Consider the following 23,048-nt stretch of genomic DNA (forward strand, 5'->3'; position numbering starts at 1 on the left):
TCAGAGTCAGCCCGAAGTCAGGGATGCCGACCGGCTGCCCGGGTCGGGGTCAGCCCAGGGTCGGGGATGCCGGGCCGAGCTGCGTGATCAGGGTGGTCAGCGCGGCGGCACCACCGGCGGCCACCTCCGGGGTGGGCAGCAGGGCCAGCACCGGGACGTCCACTCCGGCCGCCACATACCGCTCGACGCGGCCCCGGCAGGTCTCCGGGCTGCCGTGCACGATCAGCGCGTCGACCAGCTCGTCCGGTACCAGGTCCGCGGCACCCCGGCGGTCACCGGCCGCCCAGGCCCGCCACACCGGCCCCATCACCGGCTCCCGGCCGAGCCAGCGGTGGAACTCCGCGTACGCCGGAACGGTCAGGTAGGTGGCGATCAGCCGACGGGCGGACCTCCGGGCGTACCCGGCGTCCTCGGTCGGACAGACGAAGATCCGGGCGGCCACCTCGAAGCCGGGGCGGCGCTCCCCCAACGCGGCGAGCACCTTCGGTACGTCGTCGTCGGCCAGCCAGTTGAGGACCGTCCCGTCCGCCTCGGCACCGGCCAGCCGCAGCATCCCGGGGCGCAGCGCGGCCAACAGGATCGGCGGCGGTACGGCCGGCGGACGTTCCAACCGGAACCGCCGTACGGTGAAGGTGTCGTAGACCTCGTCGACCGTCTCGCCCCGCAGTGCCGCCCGCAGGAAACGCAGCATGTCGCGGCTGCGCCGGTACGGCTCCTCGAACCGGGTCGCGTTCCAGTCCTGCACCAGCACCGGTGACGAGGCGCCGATCCCGAGCGAGAACCGGCCGGGGGCGGCCTCGGCCAGCGCCGCCGCGCTCATCGCCAGCAGTCCCGGCCCTCGGGTGAAGACCGGGGCGACGGCGGTGCCCAGCCGCAGCGCCGGTTGCCAGGCGGCGGCGAGCGCCAGCGGGGTGAACGCGTCGCTGCCGGCCACCTCGGCGGACCACAGGTCGGTGAAACCCGCCTCGGCTAGCGCGGCGTAGATCGCGTCGTGCCCGTCGAGCGGTACGCCGCCGAGCGGCACCGTCATTCCCCAGCGTATGGTCACCGGTCGATGGTGCCCGCTCCCCCAGGCCCGGGCAACAGAGCGCGCGAGTTCTCGTGGCCGAGTTCTTGTAGCCTCTGCCGGGTGACCTTCTCCATCGTGGCGCGATCCGACGACGGCCGGCTGCACGGGGTCGCGGTCGCGAGCAAGTTCCTCGGGGTCGGTGCCCTGGTACCGGCCGCCGAGGCCGAGGTGGGTGCGCTGGCCACCCAGGCACACGCCAACCTGGCCTACCGGCCGCAGGGGCTGGCGTTCCTGCGTACCGGTCTGGCCGCGGCCGACGTACTCGCCGAGCTGGTCGCCGCCGACTCCGGCCGTACGCACCGGCAGCCGGATGCTCTTCGAGCGCCCGGACCCGGAGACGCTGCTCGACCTGACCGGTGACCTCGCCGACGAGGTGTCGCGGCTGCTCGCCGGGGTGCGGCACCGTGCCGGCTCGACACCGGGTGCGCCGGCCGGGAACTCGACCCGCTCGGCGCCGGTCAGCCGAAGGCGAGCCAGCGCACCCCGCGTCGGTCGATCTCGGCCCGCTCCGGATCGGTCAGCGGCTGTCGGCCGGTGGCCTTGGCGACCAGGGTCAGCCGGTCCCAGCGAAGCTGCTCGGCGAGCCCGACGGCTGCCGGGCCGGCCGCCCGGGTCAACAGCCCGGCGATCAGCTCGCCGGTTGGTCCGGTCAGCCACGGCTCCCGGTCCAGCGCGGCGGCCAGGTCCAGTCCGTGTACCCCCAGCTCCACCACCCGGGTCACCAGGAACTCCTCCAGGGTCATCGGGTCGCCGTGCCGGGTCCGGACCAGCCGGCCGGGCGGCGCCGCGAGGCTGGCCGCGTACGCGGCGCGCCAGGTCTGCGCGAAGTCCTCGGCGAGTTCCCGACCGCTGCCGAATCCGGCGCCCTCCTGGCGGGCCATGTCGACCCGGGCCGTGTCGGTCTCGGGAGTGAACTTCGCCGGCCCGAAGTATGCGGCGGCGTCGACCTCGGCGCGCGGCGGTGCCGGCTCGGCCAGCATCCCGACCAGCCGGCCGGCCCCGGTGCTCACGTGTGCGGCCAGCTCCCGCACGTTCCACGGTGGACAGCGCGTCGGTCGGGCGAACTCCGGCTCGGTGAGCCCGACCAGCACCTCGGCGAGCCGGACGGCCTCGCCCCGGAACACCTCGACCACCCGCACGCGGTCAGGTTACAAGAGCACATCGACGCCAGGTACGAGGGCGCCGGTACGCTCCTGCCCATTCCCGACCGGTTGGCCGAGGGATGGCGAGCGCCGCCCCTCGACCAACTCGACCAGCCCGTGCCGCTTCAGCGGTGCCAGGACCAGACCCTGCGCGGCACACTCCGCCGGCTACAGGGCGGTCGTGGTCTTTGTCAGGATGCTGGCAAGTGCGCCGTAGTCGACGTCCTGTCCTTCTTTGATGTCGACGGCTTTGCGTTCACCGTTGCCCAACGCCCGAAGGAGTCCCTTGACCTCGGGGATGTCCGTCGCGTTGAACACCATGAACGAGACCTTGGCCTTGGCCACCGCGATGACGGCCGCGTAGTGTCCGTTCTTGAGGTAGTGCGGCTTGCCGTACTGGAGCCGCTCCTCGACACCGGGAATGGTCTGGCCGACCATCGTACGCAGTTTCTCGCACACATCGATCTGCCACGGCTGTGCCTTGTTGATGCACTGGGTGACAATGTCACTCACGGTCTTCTCCTTCATCACCGTTCGCCAGAACTTGGGGTCTAGAGCTAGTACTAGACGGACTCCTGTCCCCACCCGACGAGGTCGTCCCGGCTGGGGGCATAGGTCAACACGACCACGCCCGAGTCGAACGCCTGCGCGCCGACCAGCCGAAGGACCGCCGGCTCGCCCGACTCTTCGAAGAGGCGCACGCCACCGCCCATCACGACGGGGTAGGTGACCAGGCGCAGTTCGTCGAGGAGTTCGTTGCGCAGCAACCACCTGACCAGCGCGACACTGCCGTAGACCAGGATGTCGCCATCCACCTCGGCCTTCAGCTTCGCGACCGTCTCGGCGACGTTCTCGCTGATGACGGTGGTGTTGTTCCACTCGCCCCGCTTCAGCGTCGTCGAGACGACGTACTTGGGCATGCTGTTCATCTTGTCGGCGAAACCGGCCTCGTCGGTCATGTTCGGCCAGGAGGCGGCGAACCCCTGGTAGGTGACCCGGCCGAGCAGCAACGCGTCGGCGGCCCGGAGCTGCTCCAGCCCGGTCCGCATGGAGTCCTCGCTGACGAACTGGAAGGTGAACCGCTGCGGGTCGTCGACGACCCCGTCGGCCGTCGTGAAGATGGACAGAACAATGCGTCCCATTGTGTACCTCCCGGATGCTTCGGTGACCTGAGATAGAGCCTCCGGCACGGGGACGGCACGGGCATCCGTGGCGACCACGTATTCCACCACCCAATGGGCCACCAATACATGATCCCGTGGTCAGGCATGATGGTGCGATGACCGTCGCGTATCCCGCCGGAGCGTCGAAGCGAGAGATCGAGGTACTCGTCATGCTCGGCGCGCGCCTGTCCAACGCCGACATCGCCGGCCGGCTCCACCTCTCCGTACGGACCGTGGAGAGCCACGTCTCCGCGCTGCTGCGCAAGTACGGTGTCGCCGATCGGAGGGCGCTCGCCGAGATCGCCGTACAGGCGCAGGCAGGGGCGCCGGTGCCAGGGCGGCTGGCCGGCCTGCAACCAGCGCTCACCACCTTCGTCGGCAGGAGCGCCGAACACGAGCACCTGATGGAGGCGCTGCGTGGCGCGCGGCTCGTGACCGTGGTGGGACCGGGCGGGGTGGGAAAGACGCGGCTGGCGGGCCGGATCGCCGAGGCGGCGGGGCCATCCTTCCCCTCCGGCGGCGCGTTCGTCGATCTCGTCCCGGCCCGCGGCGGGTACGTCGCGCAGGCGGTTGCCGCCGCGCTCGGCGTCAGCGAGCGCCCCCAGCAGTCGCTGGAGGACGCCGTGGTGGAGCGGCTCGGAGAGGGCCGATCGCTGCTGGTGCTGGACAACTGCGAGCACGTGATCGACGTGGTGGCGCGGTTCGCGGAGCGGGTGCTGACCGGCTGCCCTGGTACCCGCATCCTCGCCACCAGCAGGGAACGACTCGGCGTACCGGGCGAGCGTGCCGTACCGCTCGGCCCGCTGCCGCTGGAGTCCGACGCCGAGCGACTCTTCGTCGACCGCGCCACCGCCGCGGACCCCGGGTTCGCGGCGGACCCGGTGGTGGTCGCCAAGCTGTGCACGCGGCTGGACGGCATGCCGCTGGCGATCGAGCTGGCTGCGGCCCGCAGCGCCACCCTGGGCGAGAACGGGTTGCTGGCCGCGCTCGACGACCACCTACGGCTGGTGACCGGCGGCAGGGGTGTGGACGAGCGGCACCACTCGCTGCGCGCGGTCATCGGCTGGAGCCACGACCTGCTCGATGACGAGGAACGGGCACTGTTCCGGCGGCTCGCCGCCTTCGCCGGGGCGTTCGACCTCGACGCCGTCGCCGCGACGAGCCCCGCCGAGAGCACTCGTGGTGCGGTTGCCGACGTGCTTGGCAGGCTGGCGGAGAAGAGCCTGGTCACCGTGCACCGTCGGGAGGGCGTGGCCCGGTGGCGGCTGCTACAGACGGTACGCGCGTTCGCCGCTGAACAGTTGGACGCGTCGGGCGAGCGGCCGGAGATCCAGGACCGGCACCTGCGCTGGGCGGCGGACGTCGCCACCGAGCTGGAGACGAGACTGGACGGCGACGAGTGGTACGAGGAGTTCGACGCGGTCGCCGACGACCTGAGAGCCGCCCTCGCCGCCGCTCCCGCAGGCCCGGCCGCGCTGCCGCACCGGCTGGCCCGGACACTGGCCCACCTCGCCTACGCGCGGCGGTTCCTGATGGAATCGCTCGGCCACTACCGGGCCGCCGCCGAGCGGGCCCCCGCTCCGGGCGAGGCCGCGGCGGACCTGTACGCCGCCGCCGCCGTTTCCCATGCCGTCGGCGACGACGGTCAGCGGCCCTTCGACCTGCTGCTCGCCGCCGCGGAGCGGGCCCGTACGGCCGGGAACCACGGGGCCACCGCCATCGCGCTGGCGCAGGCGGTCACCACCGCCCGGAGGCATCCGGCCGGGTTCGCCACGGAGGTTCCGTACGAGCGCCTGCGGGACCTCCTCGACGAGGCGGCGTCCGTGGCTGGCGGGTCGAGCGACGCCGTGGTGGCGGCCCGCCTCGCCGAGGCAGCGGCGTGGGCCGCCACCTCCGACAGGTACGAGGCGGACCCGGCGCTCGCCGAGGCCGCTGCGGCAGCCGCCCGGGCCACCGGCGATCCGGTGCTGATCAGCGCGGCTCTGGACGCGGTGGCCACTGCCGGTGTCGTGGCGGGGCGCGGCGCGGAGGTGCGCCGGGTGACGGACGAACGGCTGGCCCTGCTGCCCGCGATGCCCCGGCACGACCCGAACGCCGCCCCGGAGATCGTCGACACCTACCGGATGGCCCACCTGGCCGCCCTCGGCGTCGGCGACCTGCCGGCCGCCCTGTCGATCGGGCAGCGGACCATGGACGACGACCTCGCCGGCAGTTCCTACCACTCGGCCGCCCTCCTGATCACCCCACTGGTGCTCAGCGGGCGCTTCGACGAGGCGCTGCGAATGGCGGGTACGGCGTGGGACGGTTGGCAGCGGGCCGGCCGGCCGCGCACCGGCACCATGTCGCCGCCGATGGCCGCCGTCGCCCTCGTCCACGGGCTGCGCGGCGACGACGAGGGGTACGCGCTGTGGCGTTCCCGCGCGATCGAGGTGATCGGGGAGCTACCCGCGCACTCCACCTTCGTGACGATGGTCGACGCGCGGCTCGCCGTACACGCGGGGCGGGTCGGGGACGCCGCCGCGCTCGTCAGTCTGGCGTTCAACGGCATCCGAAGCTGGTCTCCGCCCTACTCCCGGGCGGTCGGCGCCGAACTGGCCGTCGTCGCCGGGCTTCCCGACGCGCCGGACCTGCTGTCGGCCGCCGAGCGACACGAAAGCGCCTGGGCCGCCGCCTGCACCGCCCGCGCCCGGGGCCGCCATTACGGGGACGGCGCCGCCCTCACCGCCGCGGTGGCGGGGTGGGAGCGGATCGGCGCCCGGTTCGAACGCGCATCCACGCTCCTGCTGTTGCCGGACCGGGCCGCCGAAGGGCGGCGGGAACTCGCCGCCCTCGGTGTCGAGGTCCCGGCTGAACGAGGTTGAGGAGAACTCCTGATTCCTAGTCGGCCGGTCCGGTGACGCCTCGGCCGGTATATCGGGGCACCACCCGGTGCAGGGCGACCAGTACCAGGGCCGTCACCAGGGCGGCGGTGCCGGCGATCCCCGCCGCGCCGCCGCCGTACGCGATCAGGAGCTGGCGTCGGTCGAACTCGGAGATCGGCGTCGACCGTATGCCGTCGGTCCAGCCGAGGGCGATCGCGGCGACCAGCAGCAGGGCCAGGCCGACGACGGCGAGTACCGCGGTCGCCTGCCGGTTGCCGTCGGCGGCGGCGACCTGCGCGGTCTCCCGCTGGGTCAGCAGCAGCACCAGGCTGGCCGCCGAGGCCCAGGCGCCGACCACCAGCAGCGCCGCCACCGCGTCGCTGGGCCGGTGCCAGCCGGCCGACAGGGTGGCGACACCGGCCGCGGCGGCGTACCCGGCGCCGATCAGCGCGCCCCAGCCGCGGACCCGGGGCGGCAGCACCATGACCAGCGCGATCGCCACCGACGCGGCGACCGCGGTGTGTCCACTGGGCAGGCTGTTGCCGGCCGCAGCCCGGGCCTCGTCGACGGCGAAGTCGGGCCGCTCGATGACGTACTTCAGCGCCTGGGTGCTGAGGTTGGCGCCGACGATCAGCAGGACGGTCACCACCGCCAGGGTGATCCGGACCCGGATCAGCGCGATGAAGCCGATGACCCCGGTGGCGACCAGCAGCGAGAGCAGGGAGACCGCGTTCAGCACGCCGCCGACGACGCCCTCGATCCGGTGCTGCCCGATCGAGATGCCGGTCAGCGCGATCGTGTCCAGCACCTGGCCGTGTTCGGTGCCGACGGCGAACCGCCAGACCACGACGAACGCGAGTATCTGGAGTGCGGTCAACAGGACCAGCCAGGACGCTGTCAGGATGCCGCTTCGGCCACGCACGCCGGACACCGTATCGGACGCTCCCCGGCATAGCCGACACCGCACCGCTCGACGGGCGGAAAGGGGTGGGAAGACAAGAAGCGGGAGGGGCCGCCACGGGGGAAGCGGCCCCTCCCACTGAGGCCAGGATACTCCGACCTCGCCGTACTGGGCACCCCAGGCTGAGTGGAAACTCAGTGCCTTTGCCGGGGCGCGACCCGAAAATCTTCGCCATGACGGCCCTGCCGGAAGACGTCGGTCCGGGGCCCGGACACGAGGTCGGGCGGGCGACACCGGCTGGTGCCACCCGCCCGGAGGGCGCTGCTGGACGCCGCGGTGCGTCCTGGGTGGAACGGGAGTGGCGGGCCGGCCGGATCGCTGCGTTGGCCAATCCGGCCGGGCCCGCCACGGTTGGCCTGACCGTGGGAATCAGGCCCGTCTGGTGACCGGGATCAGCCGATCAGCCGGTCGTAGTCGTGCAGCGCCATCGCCACGTCGATCTGCGCCCAGAAGCGGTGGTAGTTGAACGTCGGCACCGGGCCGCCGTTCAGGTACGACTGCACCTTGCCCCAGTCCGGGTCGTCCTGGAGGAACGAGCGGATGCTCAGGAAGGTGGAGTTGGAGTTGATCGGGTCACCGTTCGGCATGGTGCCGCTGAAGCCGGGCGGGATGTAGAGACCCTGGCCGGTGCTGGCGTTGTAGGCGTCGTCGAAGCGGTTGTAGTCCGCCTTGGTCTCCGGCACCGAGACGCCCTTGCTGTCCTTGTGCTGGAGGACGGCGTCGAGCAGCGCCTTGGCCGTCGTCTTGGCCGCCGTGTGGTTGGCCTTGGCACCGTAGTAGATCAGCGTACGGGCGTAGGCACCCGCGACGCCGACGTCCTGGGTGTGGTCGACCACCGAGACCCGCAGGTTGCTGTTGTTCACCGAGGTGGTGCCGGCGGTCCAGTTGCCACCCGGCTGGCCGCTCCAGCTCAGCGTCGACGGGATCTGGTAGTTCGCACCGTTCACCGTGGTGTTGGCGAGCGCCCAGTTGACCCACTTGTCGAGCAGCGCCTTGGCCCGGGCGTCACCACTCTCGTGGTAGTACTCCGCGACCCGCTCCATGCTCCACGCCTGGAAGCCGAACCACTGGTTCGACGGCGGGTCGTGGTAGACCGGCTTGACGTCGTACGTCATGCCGTAGAAGGTCGGCACGCCGGCCGGGCGGGCGCTGTAGTCGCCGTTCCAGCTGTTGGTCGCGCCACCGGCGATGGCACCGTCGGCCGACTGGAGCCAGGTGTAGAAGTCGATCTGCCGGGTGAGGCTGGTGGCCCAGTCGGTCCGCGCGGTCGGCGACCGCGGGGTCAGCTCGGAGACCGTGGAGAGGGCGTACGCGGCGAACGGGTTCTGGTAGCCGCCGTGGTTGTGGCTGGAGCCGATCCGCCACGACCAGCTACTGCTGCCACCCTGCGAGCCGCCCCAGGCGTAGTACCAGGAGAGCAGGTAGGCGGAGCTGTTCTTGCCGGTACCGGCCGCGCAGGACGTCGAGGCGCACCCGGGCTGCTTGAAGTACTTGTCGTACATCGCGTAGCGCAGGTAGTCACCCATCTTGGCGGCGTTGGCGATGGTGGCCGAGATCTGCCCCTCGGCACCCTGCTCCTTGGCCCACTTCAGCGCCCAGTACGCGGCCTGGACGGCCCGCGCGTCGGCGTCGGGAGCGTTGGTGTAGCGCCACTGCTGGGCGTAGGAGGAGTCACCGATGAAGAGCGGCAGGTAGCCGTTCGGGCCACCGTCGGCGAAGGTCTCGCAGGAGGGGTGCGGAACGGTCTCGAAGACCGACTCCTGCGGGCCGCGCTGGTAGGTGTTGATGTACGCCGGCTTGGTGGTGCCGTCGCCGCAGCGGCCGTAGCCGTAGACGTTGTCCACGTCGAGCAGCCAGTGCATGCCGTACATCCGGCCACTGTTGTAGGTGGACTGGAGTTCGGCGGCGAGCGGGTCCTGACCCACCCGGACGTTCGCGTCGAGCTTGCCGCCCTGCTGCGGGTAGAGGTCCGGCCGGTTCGCCTCGGGCGCGTAGTCCGCCGGGTCGCTGGCGTTGTAGTTCGACTGGGTCTCGGACGGGATGATGTACCGGTCCATGATCTGCCAGGCGTTGTTGAACGGGCTCCAGTTGCCGGTGGTCCGGCCGTACATGGCCTCCAGGAAGAGCCAGTAGCTGAACGCCTCGGAGGTGGTCTCGTGACCGTGGTCCGGGGCCTCGACGAGTAGCGTCTCCACGGAGTGGTACGGCACGCCCTCGGGGCTGAAGTAGCCGTTCGCCGGCGCCTTGATCTTGTTGTAGAGCTCCAGGAACTCCTCGCCGTACTCGCCGGCCGGTCCGCCGCCCTCGTCGTCGGTGACGGTCACCTGGGTGGTCCCGGGGGTACGCCCGCTGGCGCTGGCGGTGATCGTCGCCGTGTCGTTGGTGGCGTCGGCGTCCTGCGCGGCGTTGACCTGGACGTTGACGCCGGTGTTCCAGTTCTGCGGGGTGATCGTCGCCGTGCTGGCGCCGAGCGTCACGTCCGCGTCGCCGGTCTTGCTCAGGTTGACGGTGACGTTGCTGGTCGGCGCGGCGCTGAGCCTGACGTTCAGCGGGGCACTGGCGCCCTCGGCGATGGTGAGCGTCGCCGGTACCACCACGCTCGGCTGGGTCGTGCCGCCGACGGTGAAGGAGACCTCGTCGACGCCGCTCAGCCCGGCACTGTCGTACGCCCGGGCCTGCGCGGTGTACTGCCCGGCCGGCAGCGCGCTGTTGGTGTAGCTGTACGGCGCGCTGGTGTCGGTGCCGACCAGCAGGCCGTTGCGGTAGAACTCGACACGCTGGACCGGCCCCTCGGCGTCGGTCGCGGTGGCCGAGACGGTGACGTTGGCCGGTGCGGTGAAGGTCGCGCCGTTGGCCGGGCTGGTGATGTCGACGGTCGGCGCGGTGTTCTGGGCGCCGTTGCAGGGGTTGCCGTTGATGGTGAACGCGGTCGGGTTGGCGTTGGTCCCCGAGTAGGAGCCGTTGAACCCGATGCTGGTCGAGGCGCCGGTGGCGAGGTTGCCGTTCCAGGCCACGTTGGTCGCGGTCACGTTCGCGCCGGACTGGGTCCAGTTCGCCGACCAGCCCTGGGTGATCCGCTGGTTGCCCGGGAAGGTGAACCCGAGGTTCCAACTGGTCAACGGGTCGCCGACGTTCCGGATGGTGATGGACGCGCTGAATCCGGAGCCCCAGCTGTTGGCGGTGTAGGTGACGTCGCAGCCGGGGGCCGCGTAGGCGGTGCCGGGGACGACGGCAACACCTCCGACCACCAATATGCCGGCGGCGGCCATCGCCAGTCGGCGTCTTCCTAACCTCAACTTCATGTCGTGACTTCTCCTCGCGGACCGGGCCGCGGTGCTGCCGCGGCTGGGGCGCCTCCTGCGCGTGGTGCGGGGGCGGTGCGCGTGGGTGGGCAGGCGCCGGAATGGTGGTGGTCAACCCGTCCCGGACCGGGGTCGGCGGACGCCGGAGGAGACGCCGGACGTGGCGGCTCCGAGCTGTGCGGGGGCGCCGTACCGAGAGACTCGGATGCCCTGGCGGCCCACGATCGCGTCAGCTATGGCTCCCGACCGCGATAGTTCGACAGTGTGGCATGGGAGCGCTCCCGCAGCAAGGGGAGTCGATCCCCGGCTCCACTGCGGACGGCCAGAGAAGCCCGCTGACCTGCACATAGAGTCGATCGAGCGGAGCACAACGGAGTTTCGTCGACGTTGGCCCGATGTTTCGATCTTATTTTGGGTCTTTCACAAACCCGTGACGCGGGCTACAGTCCAACCAACGTCGATGGGAGCGCTTCCATTGATGAGGATGTAAGTAGCTTGGATCGCACCACCACGGGTGCTGCGAGGATCCGGTCCGCCGGGTCGATCGCTCCCCGTTGGGCGAGCTACGGAATTGTTACGTAGCCGCCGACCGCTCAGCCACAGGGCTGAGGGCGGGCCAGCCCGGACTCCGCCGTCAGCCAGCTCACCACCGTCGGAAGGAGGTGGAACCAGAGCCACTCGCGTGGCCCGGCTCCCGCGCGGCACGCACGACCTGGACGCCAATTCCGCTCGTGCGTGTTTGTAACTCACGCTGGGGACGGGGGTTGCCCTCCCCGTCCCCACACTAACCCCCCGCCAACGACGGGAAAATCGGTCATCGGTACAGCGCCTCGACGCCGAACCGTCGATCGGCTGCGTCATCGGCACCTCGAACGGCGACCGACCTCGTCGCGACGCGACGAACGGTCGCCGTGGTCATGGTGCACAGTGAACCTTTCTCAACCTCCCCTTGCGCTTCGAGGGACCACAAGGTCGGACGCGGCACCTGAGCGCCGCGCGGTTCAGGTTGAAAAAGGTTCAGTGGGGACGGGCAATGGACGAGGCCCAGACCCGCCATTGCCATCCGAACAACCCATACGCAATCGCCCGGTAGATCGCTACGCTCTTGCATGGGAGCGCTCCCGGGCGTCGCGCGGAGGGCCCCACTCACGAGGAGACAGCATGTCCGTACTGACTCGGCGGCATCTGCTGCGCCGCGCCGCGTTGTCCGCCAGTGCCGTGCCGGCCGGCCGCCTGTCGACGAGCACGGCGGCAGCAGCCGTCGCCGGCGCGACGCTGGCCGGCTGCGACGCCGACCCCGAGGCCGACGACGCGCGACGTACGGCGCCGGACGCGCGGCTCGGACTCCGCTTTCCGGACGGCTTCGGGTGGGGCGCGGCCACCTCTGCGTACCAGATCGAGGGGGCAGCCAAGGACGACGGGCGGGGCGAGTCCGTCTGGGACACGTTCAGCCACACCCCGGGACGGGTCCGGGGCGGGGACACCGGCGACGTCGCCGCCGACCACTACCACCGGTACGTCGAGGACCTGGACCTGATGAAGGATCTCGGGCTGGCGACGTACCGGTTCTCCATCTCCTGGCCACGGATCCAGGCCGACGGTACCGGCGCGCCCAACCAGCGCGGACTCGACTTCTACCGGCGCCTGGTCGACGGCCTGCACGACCGGGGCATCGCCCCGATGGCCACGCTCTTCCACTGGGACCTGCCGCAGTCGCTCCAGGACATCGGCGGCTGGGAGTCCCGGGACGTCGCCTACCGCTTCGCCGACTACGCCGAGGCGATCTTCGAGGCGCTCGGCCCGAGCGTGCCGGTCTGGCTGACCATCAACGAGCCCAAGACGGTGGTGCAGAACGGCTACCTCCAGGGCCACCACGCCCCCGGCCTGCGCGAGCCGGACGCCGCCTACCTGGTCGCGCACCACCTGCAACTCGCGCACGGCCTGGCGGTACGCGCGCTGCGCGCCACCGGCAGCGCCAGCCGGATCGGCCCCGCGCTGAACCTGCACCCCTGCTACCCGGCCGACGACGCGCCCGGGGCGGCCGAGGCGACCCAGCTCTACGACGGCTACGAGAACCGGCTCTACCTGGACTCCATCTTCAAGGGCGCCTACCCGGCCGACGTACTGGCCGACCTGGGTCCGGAGAGCCGGATGGTCCGGGGCATCCGGGACGGCGACCTGGCGATCATCTCGTCCCCGGTGGACCTGCTCGCCGTGCAGTACTACACGCCGATCTACGTCACCGGCGACGGCGGTACGGTCCGCAAGTGGCCGACCTCGGAGGCGAGCTGGCAGCAGATCTTCCCCGACGGGATGTACGACATCCTGACCCGGGTGACCCGGGACTACGGCGACGTGCCGCTCACCGTCACCGAGAACGGCCTGCCCACCCCGGACCGGCTCGCCGGGGACGGCACGGTGGACGACATCGGTCGGATCGCCTTCCTCCGCGACCACATGGCGGCGGCACACCGGGCCATCTCCGACGGCGTGCCGCTGGAGAGCTACCACGTCTGGTCGCTGATGGACAACTTCGAGTGGAACGAGGGCTATGAGCAGCGATGGGGATTGATCTATATTGACTTCCCCACCCAACGCCGGATCCCCAAGCGCAGCGCGCACTGGTACCGACGGGTGATCGCCGACAACAGCGTCTGACACCGAGCCGTACCGGCCAGCGCCGGAACCTTCGTCAACCCCCTCGCGGTCCACCCGGACCGCGGGTGCGGGGTACCGCGCGATCCAGGTCGACGAGGTCCACTCGGGCAGCCACGCCGCCCGACCGTACCGCCGAGGGGTTGCATGGAGAACCAGAGCTCGACCAGGAGGCACGTCACCGAGGCCGAACTCCGGTCGCTGGTCCGGCGCGGCTTCGGTGACCGGACCGCGATCACCGACTGGCGGGAACTGACCGGCGGCACCTACAACGCCGCCTACGCCGTCACCCTCGGCGAGAGCACCGAGCTGGTACTCAAGGTCGCCCCGCCACCCGAGCTGAAGCTGCTCAGCCACGAGGTCGACCTGATGCGTACCGAGGTCGACTTCTACCGCCGGGCCGCCCGGGTGGTGACCGTGGTGCCCGAGGTCGTCCACGCCGACTTCAACCGGGACCTGATCGGCACCGACTTCGCCTTCCTCAGTCGGATCGCCGGAACGGACCTGAACCGTACCCGGGACGAGCTGACCCCGGCACAGCTCGCCACCGTACGCGGTGAGATCGCCGCGCACGCGGCCCGGCTGCACACCGTCACCGGCCCGGCGTACGGCTATCCGCTGCGCGGCAGCCGCAGTTGGCAGCCGTCCTGGCGGGGCGCCTTCGGGGCGATGGTCGACGACATCCTCGCCGACGCCCTCCGGCTGGGCAGCGCGCTACCCACCCCGCCGGACCGGATCGGGGACCTGCTGCGCCGGCACGCCGACGCCCTCGACGAGGTACGCCGACCCGCCCTGGTCCACTTCGACCTCTGGGACGGCAACATCTTCGTCGCCGCCGATCCTGCCGGCCCGGTCCGGGTGACCGGCCTGATCGACGGCGAACGGGCCTTCTTCGGCGACCCGCTGGCCGAACTGGTCTCGATGACGCTCTTCCGCGAACTCGACGACGAACCGGAGATCCTCGCCGGCTACGCCTCGGCCGGACACGGCAGCCTCGAACTGACCACGGCGGCCCGCCGCCGGCTCACCCTCTACACGATCTATCTCTATCTCGTCATGTGCGTCGAAGGCGCCACCCGGGGGTGGGACGGCCCGGAACGGGTCGAGTACGAACGGTGGCTCGCCGGGCAGCTCGACACGCAACTGGGCCGGCTGGGCCAGGCCCGGCAGGCATGAGACGACGCCACACCGCCGCCCCCGCCGACCGGACGCGACCGGTCAGCGGGGCAGTGCCTGCTGGAGCTCGGCCCGCAGCGCCGGAGTCAGCATCTCACCGGCCGCCTTGGCCAGCTTCGCCATCTCGTAACCCACCACGCCGATGTCGGCGTCGTTGCCGGCGAGGGTGGCCAGGATCGAACCGTCCCGGATCTGCATGACCAGGAAGTAACCCCGTCCCATCTCGACCACCGTCTGCTTGACGATGTCGCCGTCGAACATCTCCGCGGCCCCGGTGGTGATGCTGGACAACCCGGAGGTGACCGCGGCGAGCTTGTCGGCGTGGTCCCGGGGCAGGTGCTCGGAGACCGCCACCAGCAGTCCGTCGGCGGAGACGACGATGGCGTGCGCCACCCCGGGTACCCGCTCCGTGAACCCGCTCACCAGCCAGTTCAGATCCCGTGCCTCTTGACTGAGCGTGCTCAATACTTCTCCTCTTCGATGCGCGCGCCGGCCGGCGCCATGGGTATCACCATCGTGTCTTCCGCCTCGGCCCGCCGCAGACCACCGTAGTACCGGGACAGCATCCCGCCCACCCGCTCCGGATCCGGCGCCTCACGCTGGACCGGCGGCCTGGGCGGGGCCGGCTCCTCGGCCTTGACCCGCAACTGGGCCATCGGTACCCGGATCGGCAGCCCGTTGGCGTTGGTCCCGCCGGTCACCGGCACCGCCGGTGGGGCGTTCCCGGTGGCCAGCGCTCCGGTCGGCGCGTCCGCGGCAACGGTCGGCGTCGCCGCGCTCCCCCGGCCCTGCCGGGACCACCAGGTGCTGGCCGGCGCGGACCCGGTACCGGCGGCCATCCCGAGCACGTCCTCGGCCCGGGTCGGTGTCTCCCGGCGGCCCGTCCGGCGGAGCTGGCCACCGTCGGCGCCGCCCCCGGCCGCGTCCGGCCGGCCGGCCGACGGATGCGTACCGTTCGCGCCGGAGACCGCACCCGCGACGATCGCGAGCATCCGCCGTCCCGGGCCATCCGTCGGATCCGCCGTCGGAGCCGGGGCGAGCAGGTTCGCCGGCAGCCGGACCGCTGCCGCCAGGCCACCCTGCCCGGTGGTCCGCAACCGCACCCGGACACCCTGCCGGGCGGCCAGGTGGCTGACCACGAACAGACCCATCCGCTCCGACGCGGCGACGTCCGCGTCGGGTGGTACCGCGAGCACCTGGTTGGCCCGTTCCAACGCGGTCGGGCTCATGCCCAGACCCTGGTCGACGATCTCCACCAGGACGCTGCCGTCCGGCTGCCCGGCGGCGTTGACCTGGACCACCGTGTCCGGACGGGAGAACGACGACGCGTTCTCCAGCAGCTCGGCGAGCAGGTGCACCAGGTCGGCGACGGCGTGCCCGACGACGTACAGCTCTTCGGTGACGCTGGGCCGGATCCGCTGGTACTGCTCGATCTCGGCGACCGCGGCGAGCAGCACCGTGGGGAGCAGCACCGGGCGGTTCCACCGCCGGGTGGACTCGGTGCCGGCGAGCACCAGCAGGCTGTCGTCGTTCCGGCGCATGCGGGCGGCGAGATGGTCCAGCTTGAACAGGTTGTCGAGCTGGTCCGGATCGCTCTCGTCCTGCTCCAGCTCGTCCAGCAGCTCCAACTGCCGCTCGACCAGCACCTGGCTGCGTCGGGCCAGGTTGACGAACATGGCGTTGACGCGGCGACGCATCACCGCCTGCTCCACCGCCACCGTCACCGCGCTGCGGTGCACCGCCACGAACGCCTCGGCCACCTCGCCGATCTCGTCCATCGACCGGACGTCGGCCGGCGGCACGTCGAACTCGGAGCTGCCCGGGTCGACCGAACGCAGCCGTTCCAGGGTCTCCGGCAGCTCGACCTGGGCCACCCGCAACGCCTGACTCCGCAGCATCCGCAGCGAGCGGGCGACGGAGCGGCCGATCGCGATCGAGGTGAACAGGGCGGCCAGCAGTACGCCCAGCACGCCGCCCGCGGTGAGCAGGGTCCGGCGCAACTGCTCGGCGCTGCGGGAGTCCGCCAGCGTCACCGCGTCGTCGACCGCACCCGCCTCGACCTGCCGGAGCAGCTCCTGGCGCTGTTGGCTGATCGTCCACCAGCGGCTGGGTTCGAGCACCGCGGCGGTCCGGCCACCGGTGGAGAAGGTGGTCTCCTCCAGTCGTACCGCCGCCACGAAGTTCGGATCGGTGGAGACCTGGTCGTACCGCTCGATCTGCTGGTCGGTGGCCGAGAGCCGGAAGCCGGCGAGGCCGGTGAGCTGCTGTGCCCGCAGGTCGGTCAGCTTGACCACGTCGTTCTGGTCGTACCGGCCGGCACGGGCGGCGGCGTAGAGCTGCCCCCGGATCCGCGAATTGATCTCCTTGACCTGGGCGAACTCGACGTACCGCAGCACCGCGTCGGTCAGCTCGGCCCGGTCCGTACCGGGCGACGGCTCGGCCAGCAGCACCAGCAGTACCTCGATGGCCCGGTCGTACTCGGCCAGCACCGGGTCGGGGTTCAGGCCGGCCGCCGGCACCGAGGCCCGGATCTCCGGCAGCCGGTCGAGTGCGTCGTCGACGCGGTCGTAGGAGATCCGCCACGAAGCCTCGCCCCGGGCCAGCGGTGCCGCCGCCGTCCGGAACCGGTCGACCGCGCGGTCGGCGACCGGGTAGACCGACTCCAGCGCCGGCAGCGGCCGACCGGGCTCGACCGGCGGCGCCGATCCGGTGTTCAGGGCCGCCAGCTCGCCCGCGGTCTGGTCCCGCTCGCGCTGCAACTCGTGCACCAGCGCCGTGATCTCGCGGCCGACCGTCACCTGGTCGGCGAACTCGTCGAGCAGGTCGGACTGGCTGACCAGGGCACTGGTCTGGGCCCCGGCGAGCACCAGGAACGCCACCGACGGGACCACGAGGACGGCGCCCAGCTTGGTACGCATCCGCCAGTCCCGCAACCGGAACGGAGACCTGCGGCGATGGGGTACCACCCGGACGTCGAGACGGCGCCGGCGGTGACGCGAGACGGCGCCATGTGACGGGTCCGGGGCAATAGCCACCATGCCTCCTACCGTCCTCGATGCGGGGCGCGCCAAGGAGCGGAGCTATTTCAAATCAGGCCCGGACCTGCTGTCAATGATCAGGGGGGCGGAACAGCTCACGAAGGATACTGCGGGTGATCAGATCTTGTCGCTGTCGCCGACTCGTCCTCGTCCGTCCGGACGATGCGCTCAAGTCCGGACGCGCCGTCGAGCCGACCGATCGCCACCAGGGCCGCGCCGACCGCACCGATCTCCGGATTTCGGACGTGGTGCACCTCGCGCGGGGCCAACGCGACCGAGAAGGAGCGCCGCCACCACCCGGACGCGGCGACGGCTCCGCCACCGAGCACGACCTGCACCGACTTGCCCAGTGTGGACTCGATCGCCGCGACCCCCACCGTCACCTGGCGGGAGAGCGCCTCCATCAGTCCGGCGAGGATGTCCACCGCGGTGGTGCTGAGCCCGAGCCCGGACAGCGCGCCGGAGCCGGCCGGGGCAAGCCCGGGTGGACGGTCGCCGCCCAGCCGGGGATCGGCCGGTACGCCGTCGCCGGGCGGCACCCGGGCCAGGGCCAGGTCGAGTTCCGGCCCCTCGGGCAGCTTCATCTCCCGGCGGGCCCAGGCGTAGAGGTTTCCGCCGCCGGAGAAGGCGGTACCGGTCACCACGTGCTCGTGGTCCACCCGGTAGCGCCACAACTCCTCCGGCAACGGCGGCAGCTCGGCGCCCGCCGAGGCCGGCTGGACCAGCCGGACCGCCGCCGAGGTACCGACGGTGACCGCCGCCCGCCGGCTGTCGTAGCAGCCGGAGCCCACGTTGGAGGCGGCACCGTCGCCGCTGGGCGGCGCCCACCGGGCGGCCCGGAGCTCCGGCCAGCGCCGGGCGTACTCGGTCCGGAGCCGGCCGTGCCAGGCCCGGGGAGCCAGCGTCGGCAGCTCACCCGGGCGTACCCCGGCCAGCTCGCACGCCTCCGGGTCCCAGTCCAGGGTGCGCAGGTCGAGCATGCCCGTGCCGGATGCCTGCGAGATCGACATGACCGCCTCGTCGAGGAGCGTGCCGAAGACGTACTCGATCAGGCCGGCGAAGTGGATCGTGTCGTTGCCGCACTGCTCCCGCAGCCAGGGCAGCCGGACCGACCAGTAGAACCGGTGCCACCAGGTGCCGGTACGCCGGTGGTAGTCGTCCGGATCCACCGGCCCGGTCACCCCGGCCGGTGCGCGGGGACGGGTGTCCAACCAGGTCAGCACCGGGCCGAGCGGCTCGTTGGCGGCGTCCAGCGGCACCACCGAGTGCCACTGCGCCGAGGCGACCACGAGTTCGACGCCGTCGAGGTGGTCCGCCCCGGCCAGTTCGTCGAGGCACTCGATGAGGGCGGCGAGGTAGGCCGGCCCGTCCAGGGTGGCCCCGCCGTCGTCCCCGATCATGACCTCGGCGGGTCGCCGGGCCAGCGCGCCGGGCAGCGGCCGGGCGGCGGCGTCCAGCACCAGGCCGCGCACCGACGACGTACCCAGGTCGAGAGCGAGAATCCTCATCGACGAAAACCGTACCGTTCGCCGCTGCCGACGAGGGCAAGGTCGGGCGGTACCGGCCGGACGTGCCCGACCCGCCCCGACCCGCCCCGGATCGCCCACCTGGTGGACAGTGGTGCCGAAGGGGTGCCGGCGGGAGCGGTGCTGCCCTAGACTCGGCCCGTGCTCGCGCGACTCAACTCCTGGTGGCCCGCCATCCCGGCGGCCGACCTCCGCGCGTAGCAATCTTCCACGCGGCCGCCCCACGCGGCGGCCGCCAGGGTTCCCCCCACGCCTCTCCGGCCACCGCTCGGGACGGCCCCCGGCTGTGAGGGACGACCGATGACCCTGCTGAACCACCTGCTCCGCACCATCGCGAGCGGCGCCGACCCCGGCCCGTTCGTCCTGCTGCGCCGGGACGGCGCCACCAGCCTGGAGGTCTTCACCGGCGTACCGCAGACCGTCGCCAGGCTCGCCGACATCCCCCTGCCGGCCGGGCCGGCCGGGGCGCGCACCCTCGCGGTGGTGCCGTACCGGCAGGTCACCGAGCGCGGCTTCGCCTGTGTCGACGACGGCGCCCCGCTGGAGTGCCTGGTACTCGACGAGCCCGAGCGGGTCCCGCTGGCCGACGCGCTGGCGGCCCTGCCCGAGGTGCCGGTACCGGTCCGCGACGCCGGCTTCGACATCGCCGACCCGGAGTACGCGGAGATCGTCGGTCGGGTACTGCGCGACGAGATCGGCCGGGGCGAGGGGGCGAACTTCGTGATCCACCGCTCCTACCTCGGCACCCTGGCCGGTCCCCCGCTGCCGGCGGCGCTGGCCGCGCTGCGCCGGCTGCTCACCGGCGAGCGTGGCGCCTACTGGACCTTCCTGGTGCACACCGGCGGCCGGATCCTGGTCGGCGCCTCGCCGGAACGGCACGTCAGCGTCGAGGACGGCCTGGTCATGATGAACCCGATCAGCGGCACGCTGCGCCACCCGGGGCGGTCGGCGGACCGGGCGGAACTGCTGCGGTTCCTCGCCGATCCGAAGGAGATCGACGAGCTGTACATGGTGCTCGACGAGGAACTGAAGATGATGGCGACCGTGGCCGAGCAGGGCGGCCAGGTGATCGGGCCGTACCTGAAGGAGATGGCGCACCTGACGCACACCGAGTACCTGCTCGCCGGGCGCGGCTCGCTGGACGTCCGGGAGGTGCTCCGGGAGACGATGTTCGCGCCGACCGTCACCGGCAGTCCGATGGAGAACGCCTGCCGGGTGATCGCCCGGCACGAGCGGCGCGGCCGGGGCTACTACGCGGGCGTACTGGCGCTGCTCGGTTTCGACGAGGCCGGCCGGCAGACCCTGGACGCGCCGATCCTGATCCGTACCGCCGAGATCTCGCCGGCCGGAGAGCTACGGGTGCCGGTCGGCGCGACCCTGGTGCGACACTCCACCGCCGCCGCCGAGGTGGCCGAGACGCACGCCAAGGCGGCCGGGGTGCTGACCGCGCTGGGGTTGCGACCGGAGCCGGCACCACCCCGGTCCGGGGTCGTCGGGGTGACGGGTCCCGGCCACCGGCTCGCCGGCCCCGCCGACTCCGCTGGCTCTGCCGGCCCCGCCGACTCCGCTGGCTCCGCTGGCGCCGACGAGGCGGGCGGTGACGCGGCGGTCCCCGGCGTAGTCGGCGTCGGGCCGGAGCCGGCCGTCGAACCCGCGCCGGCCGCGGAGGTCCGGCTCGCCGACGACCCGGCGGTACGGGCGGCGCTGGCCGCCCGCAACACCAGGCTCGCCCCGTTCTGGCTGGAGCAGCGGACGCCGGGCGCCACGACCCGACCGGAGTTCGCCGGCCGGCGGGTGGTGGTGGTCGACGCGGAGGACACCTTCACCGGCATGCTCGCGCACCAGTTGCGGGCGCTCGGTCTGACCGTGGCGGTACGCCCCTGGACCGAGGTCGCCGAGCCCGGCGGGTTCGACCCGGCCACCGCCGACCTGACGGTGCTGGGCCCCGGGCCGGGTGACCCGGGGCACCCGACCGACCCGAAGATGGTCGCGCTGCGCGGCATGGTCAACCGGCTGCTCGACACCGGGTCACCGACCCTCGGCGTCTGCCTCGGCCACCAGATGCTTGCCGCCCGGCTCGGCCTGACCCTGCACCGGCGCACCGCGCCCTACCAGGGGCTGTGCCGGGACGTCACGATCTTCGACACCGTCGCGCGGGTCGGCTTCTACTCCAGCTACACCGCGCTGGCCGACGCCGACGGGCTGGACACGGCGTACGGGCCGGTGCGGCTGGCCCGGGACCTGGTCGACGGTGCGGTGCACGCGCTGCGCGGACCGACGTACGCCGGGGTGCAGTTCCATCCCGAGTCGGTACTGAGCCGGGACGGGATGGCGGTACTGACCGAGGTGGTCGGCTGGCTGCTGCCGGCCCCGGCCGGCTCGGCCCCGACCACCGGGGTCTCCCGCTCACCGGCGGCGGGGACGGCGCTGCCGCCGGGCGTGGGGCGGGACCCGTCCGGGGCGCATACTTCCCGGTATCCCGGGTAGGCATTCGCAAGCCGGTGGTCCGGGCGGGTTGAGAGCCCTCGCCCGGGCCGCCGGTCCGCGTGCGCCACCGCCCCCCGCGCGCCCCCGTTCGCATGCGCCGCCCGTTCGCGCGCCACCGGTCCGCGTGTGTCGCCCGTTCGCATGCGCCACCGGTCCCCGTGCGTCACCCGTTCGCGTGCGCTGCTGGTCGGGGCCGCCGGTCCGCGTGCGCCGCCCAGGTGGATCGGCGTGGGACCATGGGGCGGATCGGCTCGGGACGGGGCCGCCGACCCCCGGTGCACCGCCCTCCCCGGGTCCGGTGCGTTGGAGGTCTGCTGCGATGTCCGGCCACGCCTTGTCGACCCGGCCGACCGGCGGTGCCCCGGAAACCGTGCTTGACGGTCGCTCCGAGCCGGACGGCTGGGCCGTCCGTTTCCGGTTCTGGGACGTCTACTTCGGGCTGGTCACGCTCGGGGTCGCGGGTTTCCTGATGGTGCAGGGCACCGATCCGCTGCCGTGGCGGCTCGCGGTCCTGCTGCCGCTGGCCGCGCTGGCCGGCTGGTACGTCGGCTTCGGCCGTCGCCTGATGCGCGACGAGATCGAGGACTGGCGCGGGTACGGCTATCTCGCCGGTGCACTGGCGCTCTACACACCGGCCGTACTGCTCGACGGCTCGGCGTCGTTCGTACTGTTCGCGCTCTGCCCGCAGGCGTACATGGTGGCCGCCCCGGTGCCGGCCACGATCGCGGTGGTCGCGTTCAACTCGGTGCACCTCGTGGTGCTGCTGGCCAGGGGCGTCGAACCCGGGCAGGTGGCGACGGGCCCGCTACCGATCGCGGCCCTGGTCGTGGTGCTCTCCGCGGCGCTGGGCACCTGGAGCAGGCGGGTGGTCGCGCAGAGCCAGGAGCGGGCCCGGCTGATCCGCGAGCTGGACCGGTCCCGCTCCGAGGTGGCCCGACTGTCGCACGAGGCCGGCATCCTGGCCGAGCGGCAACGGCTGGCCGGCGAGATCCACGACACCATCGCACAGGGCCTGACCAGCGTCGTGCTGCTGGTGCAGGCGGCCGACGACGACGTCGACGCTGATCCGGAGCGGGCACACCGGCACCTGGCGCTCGCCGCGCGTACCGCCCGGGAGAACCTCGCCGAGACCCGCGAGTTGATCGCGGCCCTGACCCCGGCGGCGCTGACCGGCTCGTCCCTGACCGACGCGCTCGCCCGGCTGGTCGCCCGGTTCACCGCCGAGACCGGCGTCCCCGCCGACTTCCGGTGTGTGGGCAACCCCGTCCCGCTGGCCACGGCGACCGAGGTGGTGCTGCTGCGGGCCGCCCAGGAGTCGCTGACCAACGTCCGTAAGCACGCCGGGGCCGGGACCGCGTCGGTGCGGCTCGCGTTCCAGTCGGACCGGGTGGTGCTGGCGGTGACCGACGACGGCCGTGGCCTGGCCGGCGGTGGGGAGGCCGCGACCTCCGGCACCGATCCGGCCGCCGGCGGTTACGGGCTGACCGCGATGCGGGCCCGGGTGGCGCAGGTGTCCGGAATACTCACCGTCGGCGCCGGCAGCTCCGGCGGAGCCGGCACCACGGTACGGGTCGAGTTGCCCGTCTGATCCGACCAGCATCGCCGCCACCCGGGCCCGACCACGCCCACGCGGATTCCTACCCCGCCAGCGAGGCGTGCGGGGTCCAC

Annotated in this window: 14 protein-coding genes and 1 pseudogene; 6 read left to right on the plus strand and 9 right to left on the minus strand. The window is 72.3% G+C overall.

Going from position 1 to position 23,048, the window contains the following annotated elements:
• Nucleotides 1–49: 49 nt before the first annotated feature.
• A complete protein-coding gene (locus tag Pma05_RS01685) occupies nt 50–1,030 on the minus strand; it encodes an LLM class F420-dependent oxidoreductase (protein WP_203855541.1) in 981 nt (326 codons plus the stop codon).
• A 99-nt stretch (nt 1,031–1,129) separates the two neighbouring features.
• Between Pma05_RS01685 and Pma05_RS01690 the strand changes: the two are divergent.
• A pseudogene (locus tag Pma05_RS01690) lies at nt 1,130–1,405 on the plus strand (DUF1028 domain-containing protein); the annotation flags it as partial.
• Nucleotides 1,406–1,527: 122 nt separating this feature from the next.
• On the opposite strand, the gene Pma05_RS01695 reads toward Pma05_RS01690, so the two are convergent.
• The 3 genes from Pma05_RS01695 to Pma05_RS01705 form a co-directional block, all read right to left on the minus strand.
• Nucleotides 1,528–2,208, minus strand: coding sequence for a maleylpyruvate isomerase N-terminal domain-containing protein (locus tag Pma05_RS01695; RefSeq protein WP_203855427.1), 681 nt, complete (start codon nt 2,206–2,208; stop codon nt 1,528–1,530).
• 171 nt (nt 2,209–2,379) lie between these two features.
• Nucleotides 2,380–2,724 (minus strand): DUF1801 domain-containing protein, encoded by a 345-nt coding sequence (locus Pma05_RS01700; RefSeq protein ID WP_203855428.1) that lies wholly within the window; start codon nt 2,722–2,724, stop codon nt 2,380–2,382.
• Nucleotides 2,725–2,774: 50 nt separating this feature from the next.
• A complete protein-coding gene (locus Pma05_RS01705) occupies nt 2,775–3,353 on the minus strand; it encodes a dihydrofolate reductase family protein (RefSeq protein ID WP_203855429.1) in 579 nt (192 codons plus the stop codon).
• A gap of 137 nt (nt 3,354–3,490) precedes the next feature.
• Here Pma05_RS01705 and Pma05_RS43355 point away from each other — a divergent pair, with 137 nt between their 5' ends.
• On the plus strand, nt 3,491–6,235 hold the full coding sequence (locus tag Pma05_RS43355) for an ATP-binding protein (RefSeq protein ID WP_203855430.1): 2,745 nt from the start codon (nt 3,491–3,493) through the stop codon (nt 6,233–6,235).
• A gap of 16 nt (nt 6,236–6,251) precedes the next feature.
• Here the strand turns inward: Pma05_RS43355 and Pma05_RS01715 are convergent, their stop codons facing one another.
• Together Pma05_RS01715 and Pma05_RS01720 are read right to left on the minus strand one after the other, a co-directional pair.
• Nucleotides 6,252–7,157 (minus strand): phosphatase PAP2 family protein, encoded by a 906-nt coding sequence (locus Pma05_RS01715; protein ID WP_372441413.1) that lies wholly within the window; start codon nt 7,155–7,157, stop codon nt 6,252–6,254.
• A gap of 431 nt (nt 7,158–7,588) precedes the next feature.
• On the minus strand, nt 7,589–10,498 hold the full coding sequence (locus Pma05_RS01720; protein WP_203855431.1) for a glycoside hydrolase family 48 protein: 2,910 nt from the start codon (nt 10,496–10,498) through the stop codon (nt 7,589–7,591).
• Between the two features lie 1,161 nt (nt 10,499–11,659).
• On the opposite strand from Pma05_RS01720, the gene Pma05_RS01725 reads away from it, so the two are divergent.
• A complete protein-coding gene (locus tag Pma05_RS01725; RefSeq protein ID WP_239311501.1) occupies nt 11,660–13,156 on the plus strand; it encodes a GH1 family beta-glucosidase in 1,497 nt (498 codons plus the stop codon).
• Nucleotides 13,157–13,300: 144 nt separating this feature from the next.
• On the plus strand, nt 13,301–14,329 hold the full coding sequence (locus Pma05_RS01730) for a phosphotransferase family protein (protein WP_203855432.1): 1,029 nt from the start codon (nt 13,301–13,303) through the stop codon (nt 14,327–14,329).
• 42 nt (nt 14,330–14,371) lie between these two features.
• Here Pma05_RS01730 and Pma05_RS01735 read toward each other — a convergent pair whose 3' ends face one another.
• From Pma05_RS01735 to Pma05_RS01745, 3 genes are all read right to left on the minus strand, one after another.
• The gene (locus Pma05_RS01735) at nt 14,372–14,794 is read right to left on the minus strand and encodes a roadblock/LC7 domain-containing protein (RefSeq protein ID WP_203855433.1); all 423 of its coding nucleotides are present in this window, start codon (nt 14,792–14,794) and stop codon (nt 14,372–14,374) included.
• A complete protein-coding gene (locus Pma05_RS01740) occupies nt 14,791–17,247 on the minus strand; it encodes a sensor histidine kinase (RefSeq protein WP_239311503.1) in 2,457 nt (818 codons plus the stop codon). The genes Pma05_RS01735 and Pma05_RS01740 overlap by 4 nt, the downstream gene beginning before the upstream one ends.
• A gap of 215 nt (nt 17,248–17,462) precedes the next feature.
• Nucleotides 17,463–18,875, minus strand: a complete 1,413-nt coding sequence (locus Pma05_RS01745) for an FGGY family carbohydrate kinase (RefSeq protein ID WP_203855435.1) — start codon at nt 18,873–18,875, stop codon at nt 17,463–17,465.
• 318 nt (nt 18,876–19,193) lie between these two features.
• On the opposite strand from Pma05_RS01745, the gene Pma05_RS01750 reads away from it, so the two are divergent.
• Both Pma05_RS01750 and Pma05_RS01755 read left to right on the plus strand, forming a co-directional pair.
• Nucleotides 19,194–21,380: an anthranilate synthase family protein gene (locus tag Pma05_RS01750; protein ID WP_203855436.1), complete on the plus strand. Its 2,187-nt coding sequence runs from the start codon at nt 19,194–19,196 to the stop codon at nt 21,378–21,380.
• Nucleotides 21,381–21,699: 319 nt separating this feature from the next.
• Nucleotides 21,700–22,968, plus strand: a complete 1,269-nt coding sequence (locus Pma05_RS01755) for a sensor histidine kinase (protein ID WP_239311505.1) — start codon at nt 21,700–21,702, stop codon at nt 22,966–22,968.
• Nucleotides 22,969–23,048: the final 80 nt, after the last annotated feature.

Source organism: Plantactinospora mayteni (assembly GCF_016862935.1).
Classification (GTDB): domain Bacteria; phylum Actinomycetota; class Actinomycetes; order Mycobacteriales; family Micromonosporaceae; genus Plantactinospora; species Plantactinospora mayteni.

Bases quoted from the DNA above. Each gene is read 5' to 3' on its own strand.
- Pma05_RS01685 (WP_203855541.1), bottom strand. From the start codon at position 1,030: ATGACGGTGCCGCTCGGCGGCGTACCGCTCGACGGGCACGACGCGATC.
- Pma05_RS01705 (WP_203855429.1), bottom strand. From the start codon at position 3,353: ATGGGACGCATTGTTCTGTCCATCTTCACGACGGCCGACGGGGTCGTC.
- Pma05_RS43355 (WP_203855430.1), top strand. From the start codon at position 3,491: ATGACCGTCGCGTATCCCGCCGGAGCGTCGAAGCGAGAGATCGAGGTA.
- Pma05_RS01720 (WP_203855431.1), bottom strand. From the start codon at position 10,498: ATGAAGTTGAGGTTAGGAAGACGCCGACTGGCGATGGCCGCCGCCGGC.
- Pma05_RS01725 (WP_239311501.1), top strand. From the start codon at position 11,660: ATGTCCGTACTGACTCGGCGGCATCTGCTGCGCCGCGCCGCGTTGTCC.
- Pma05_RS01730 (WP_203855432.1), top strand. From the start codon at position 13,301: ATGGAGAACCAGAGCTCGACCAGGAGGCACGTCACCGAGGCCGAACTC.
- Pma05_RS01740 (WP_239311503.1), bottom strand. From the start codon at position 17,247: ATGCGTACCAAGCTGGGCGCCGTCCTCGTGGTCCCGTCGGTGGCGTTC.
- Pma05_RS01745 (WP_203855435.1), bottom strand. From the start codon at position 18,875: ATGAGGATTCTCGCTCTCGACCTGGGTACGTCGTCGGTGCGCGGCCTG.
- Pma05_RS01750 (WP_203855436.1), top strand. From the start codon at position 19,194: ATGACCCTGCTGAACCACCTGCTCCGCACCATCGCGAGCGGCGCCGAC.
- Pma05_RS01755 (WP_239311505.1), top strand. From the start codon at position 21,700: ATGTCCGGCCACGCCTTGTCGACCCGGCCGACCGGCGGTGCCCCGGAA.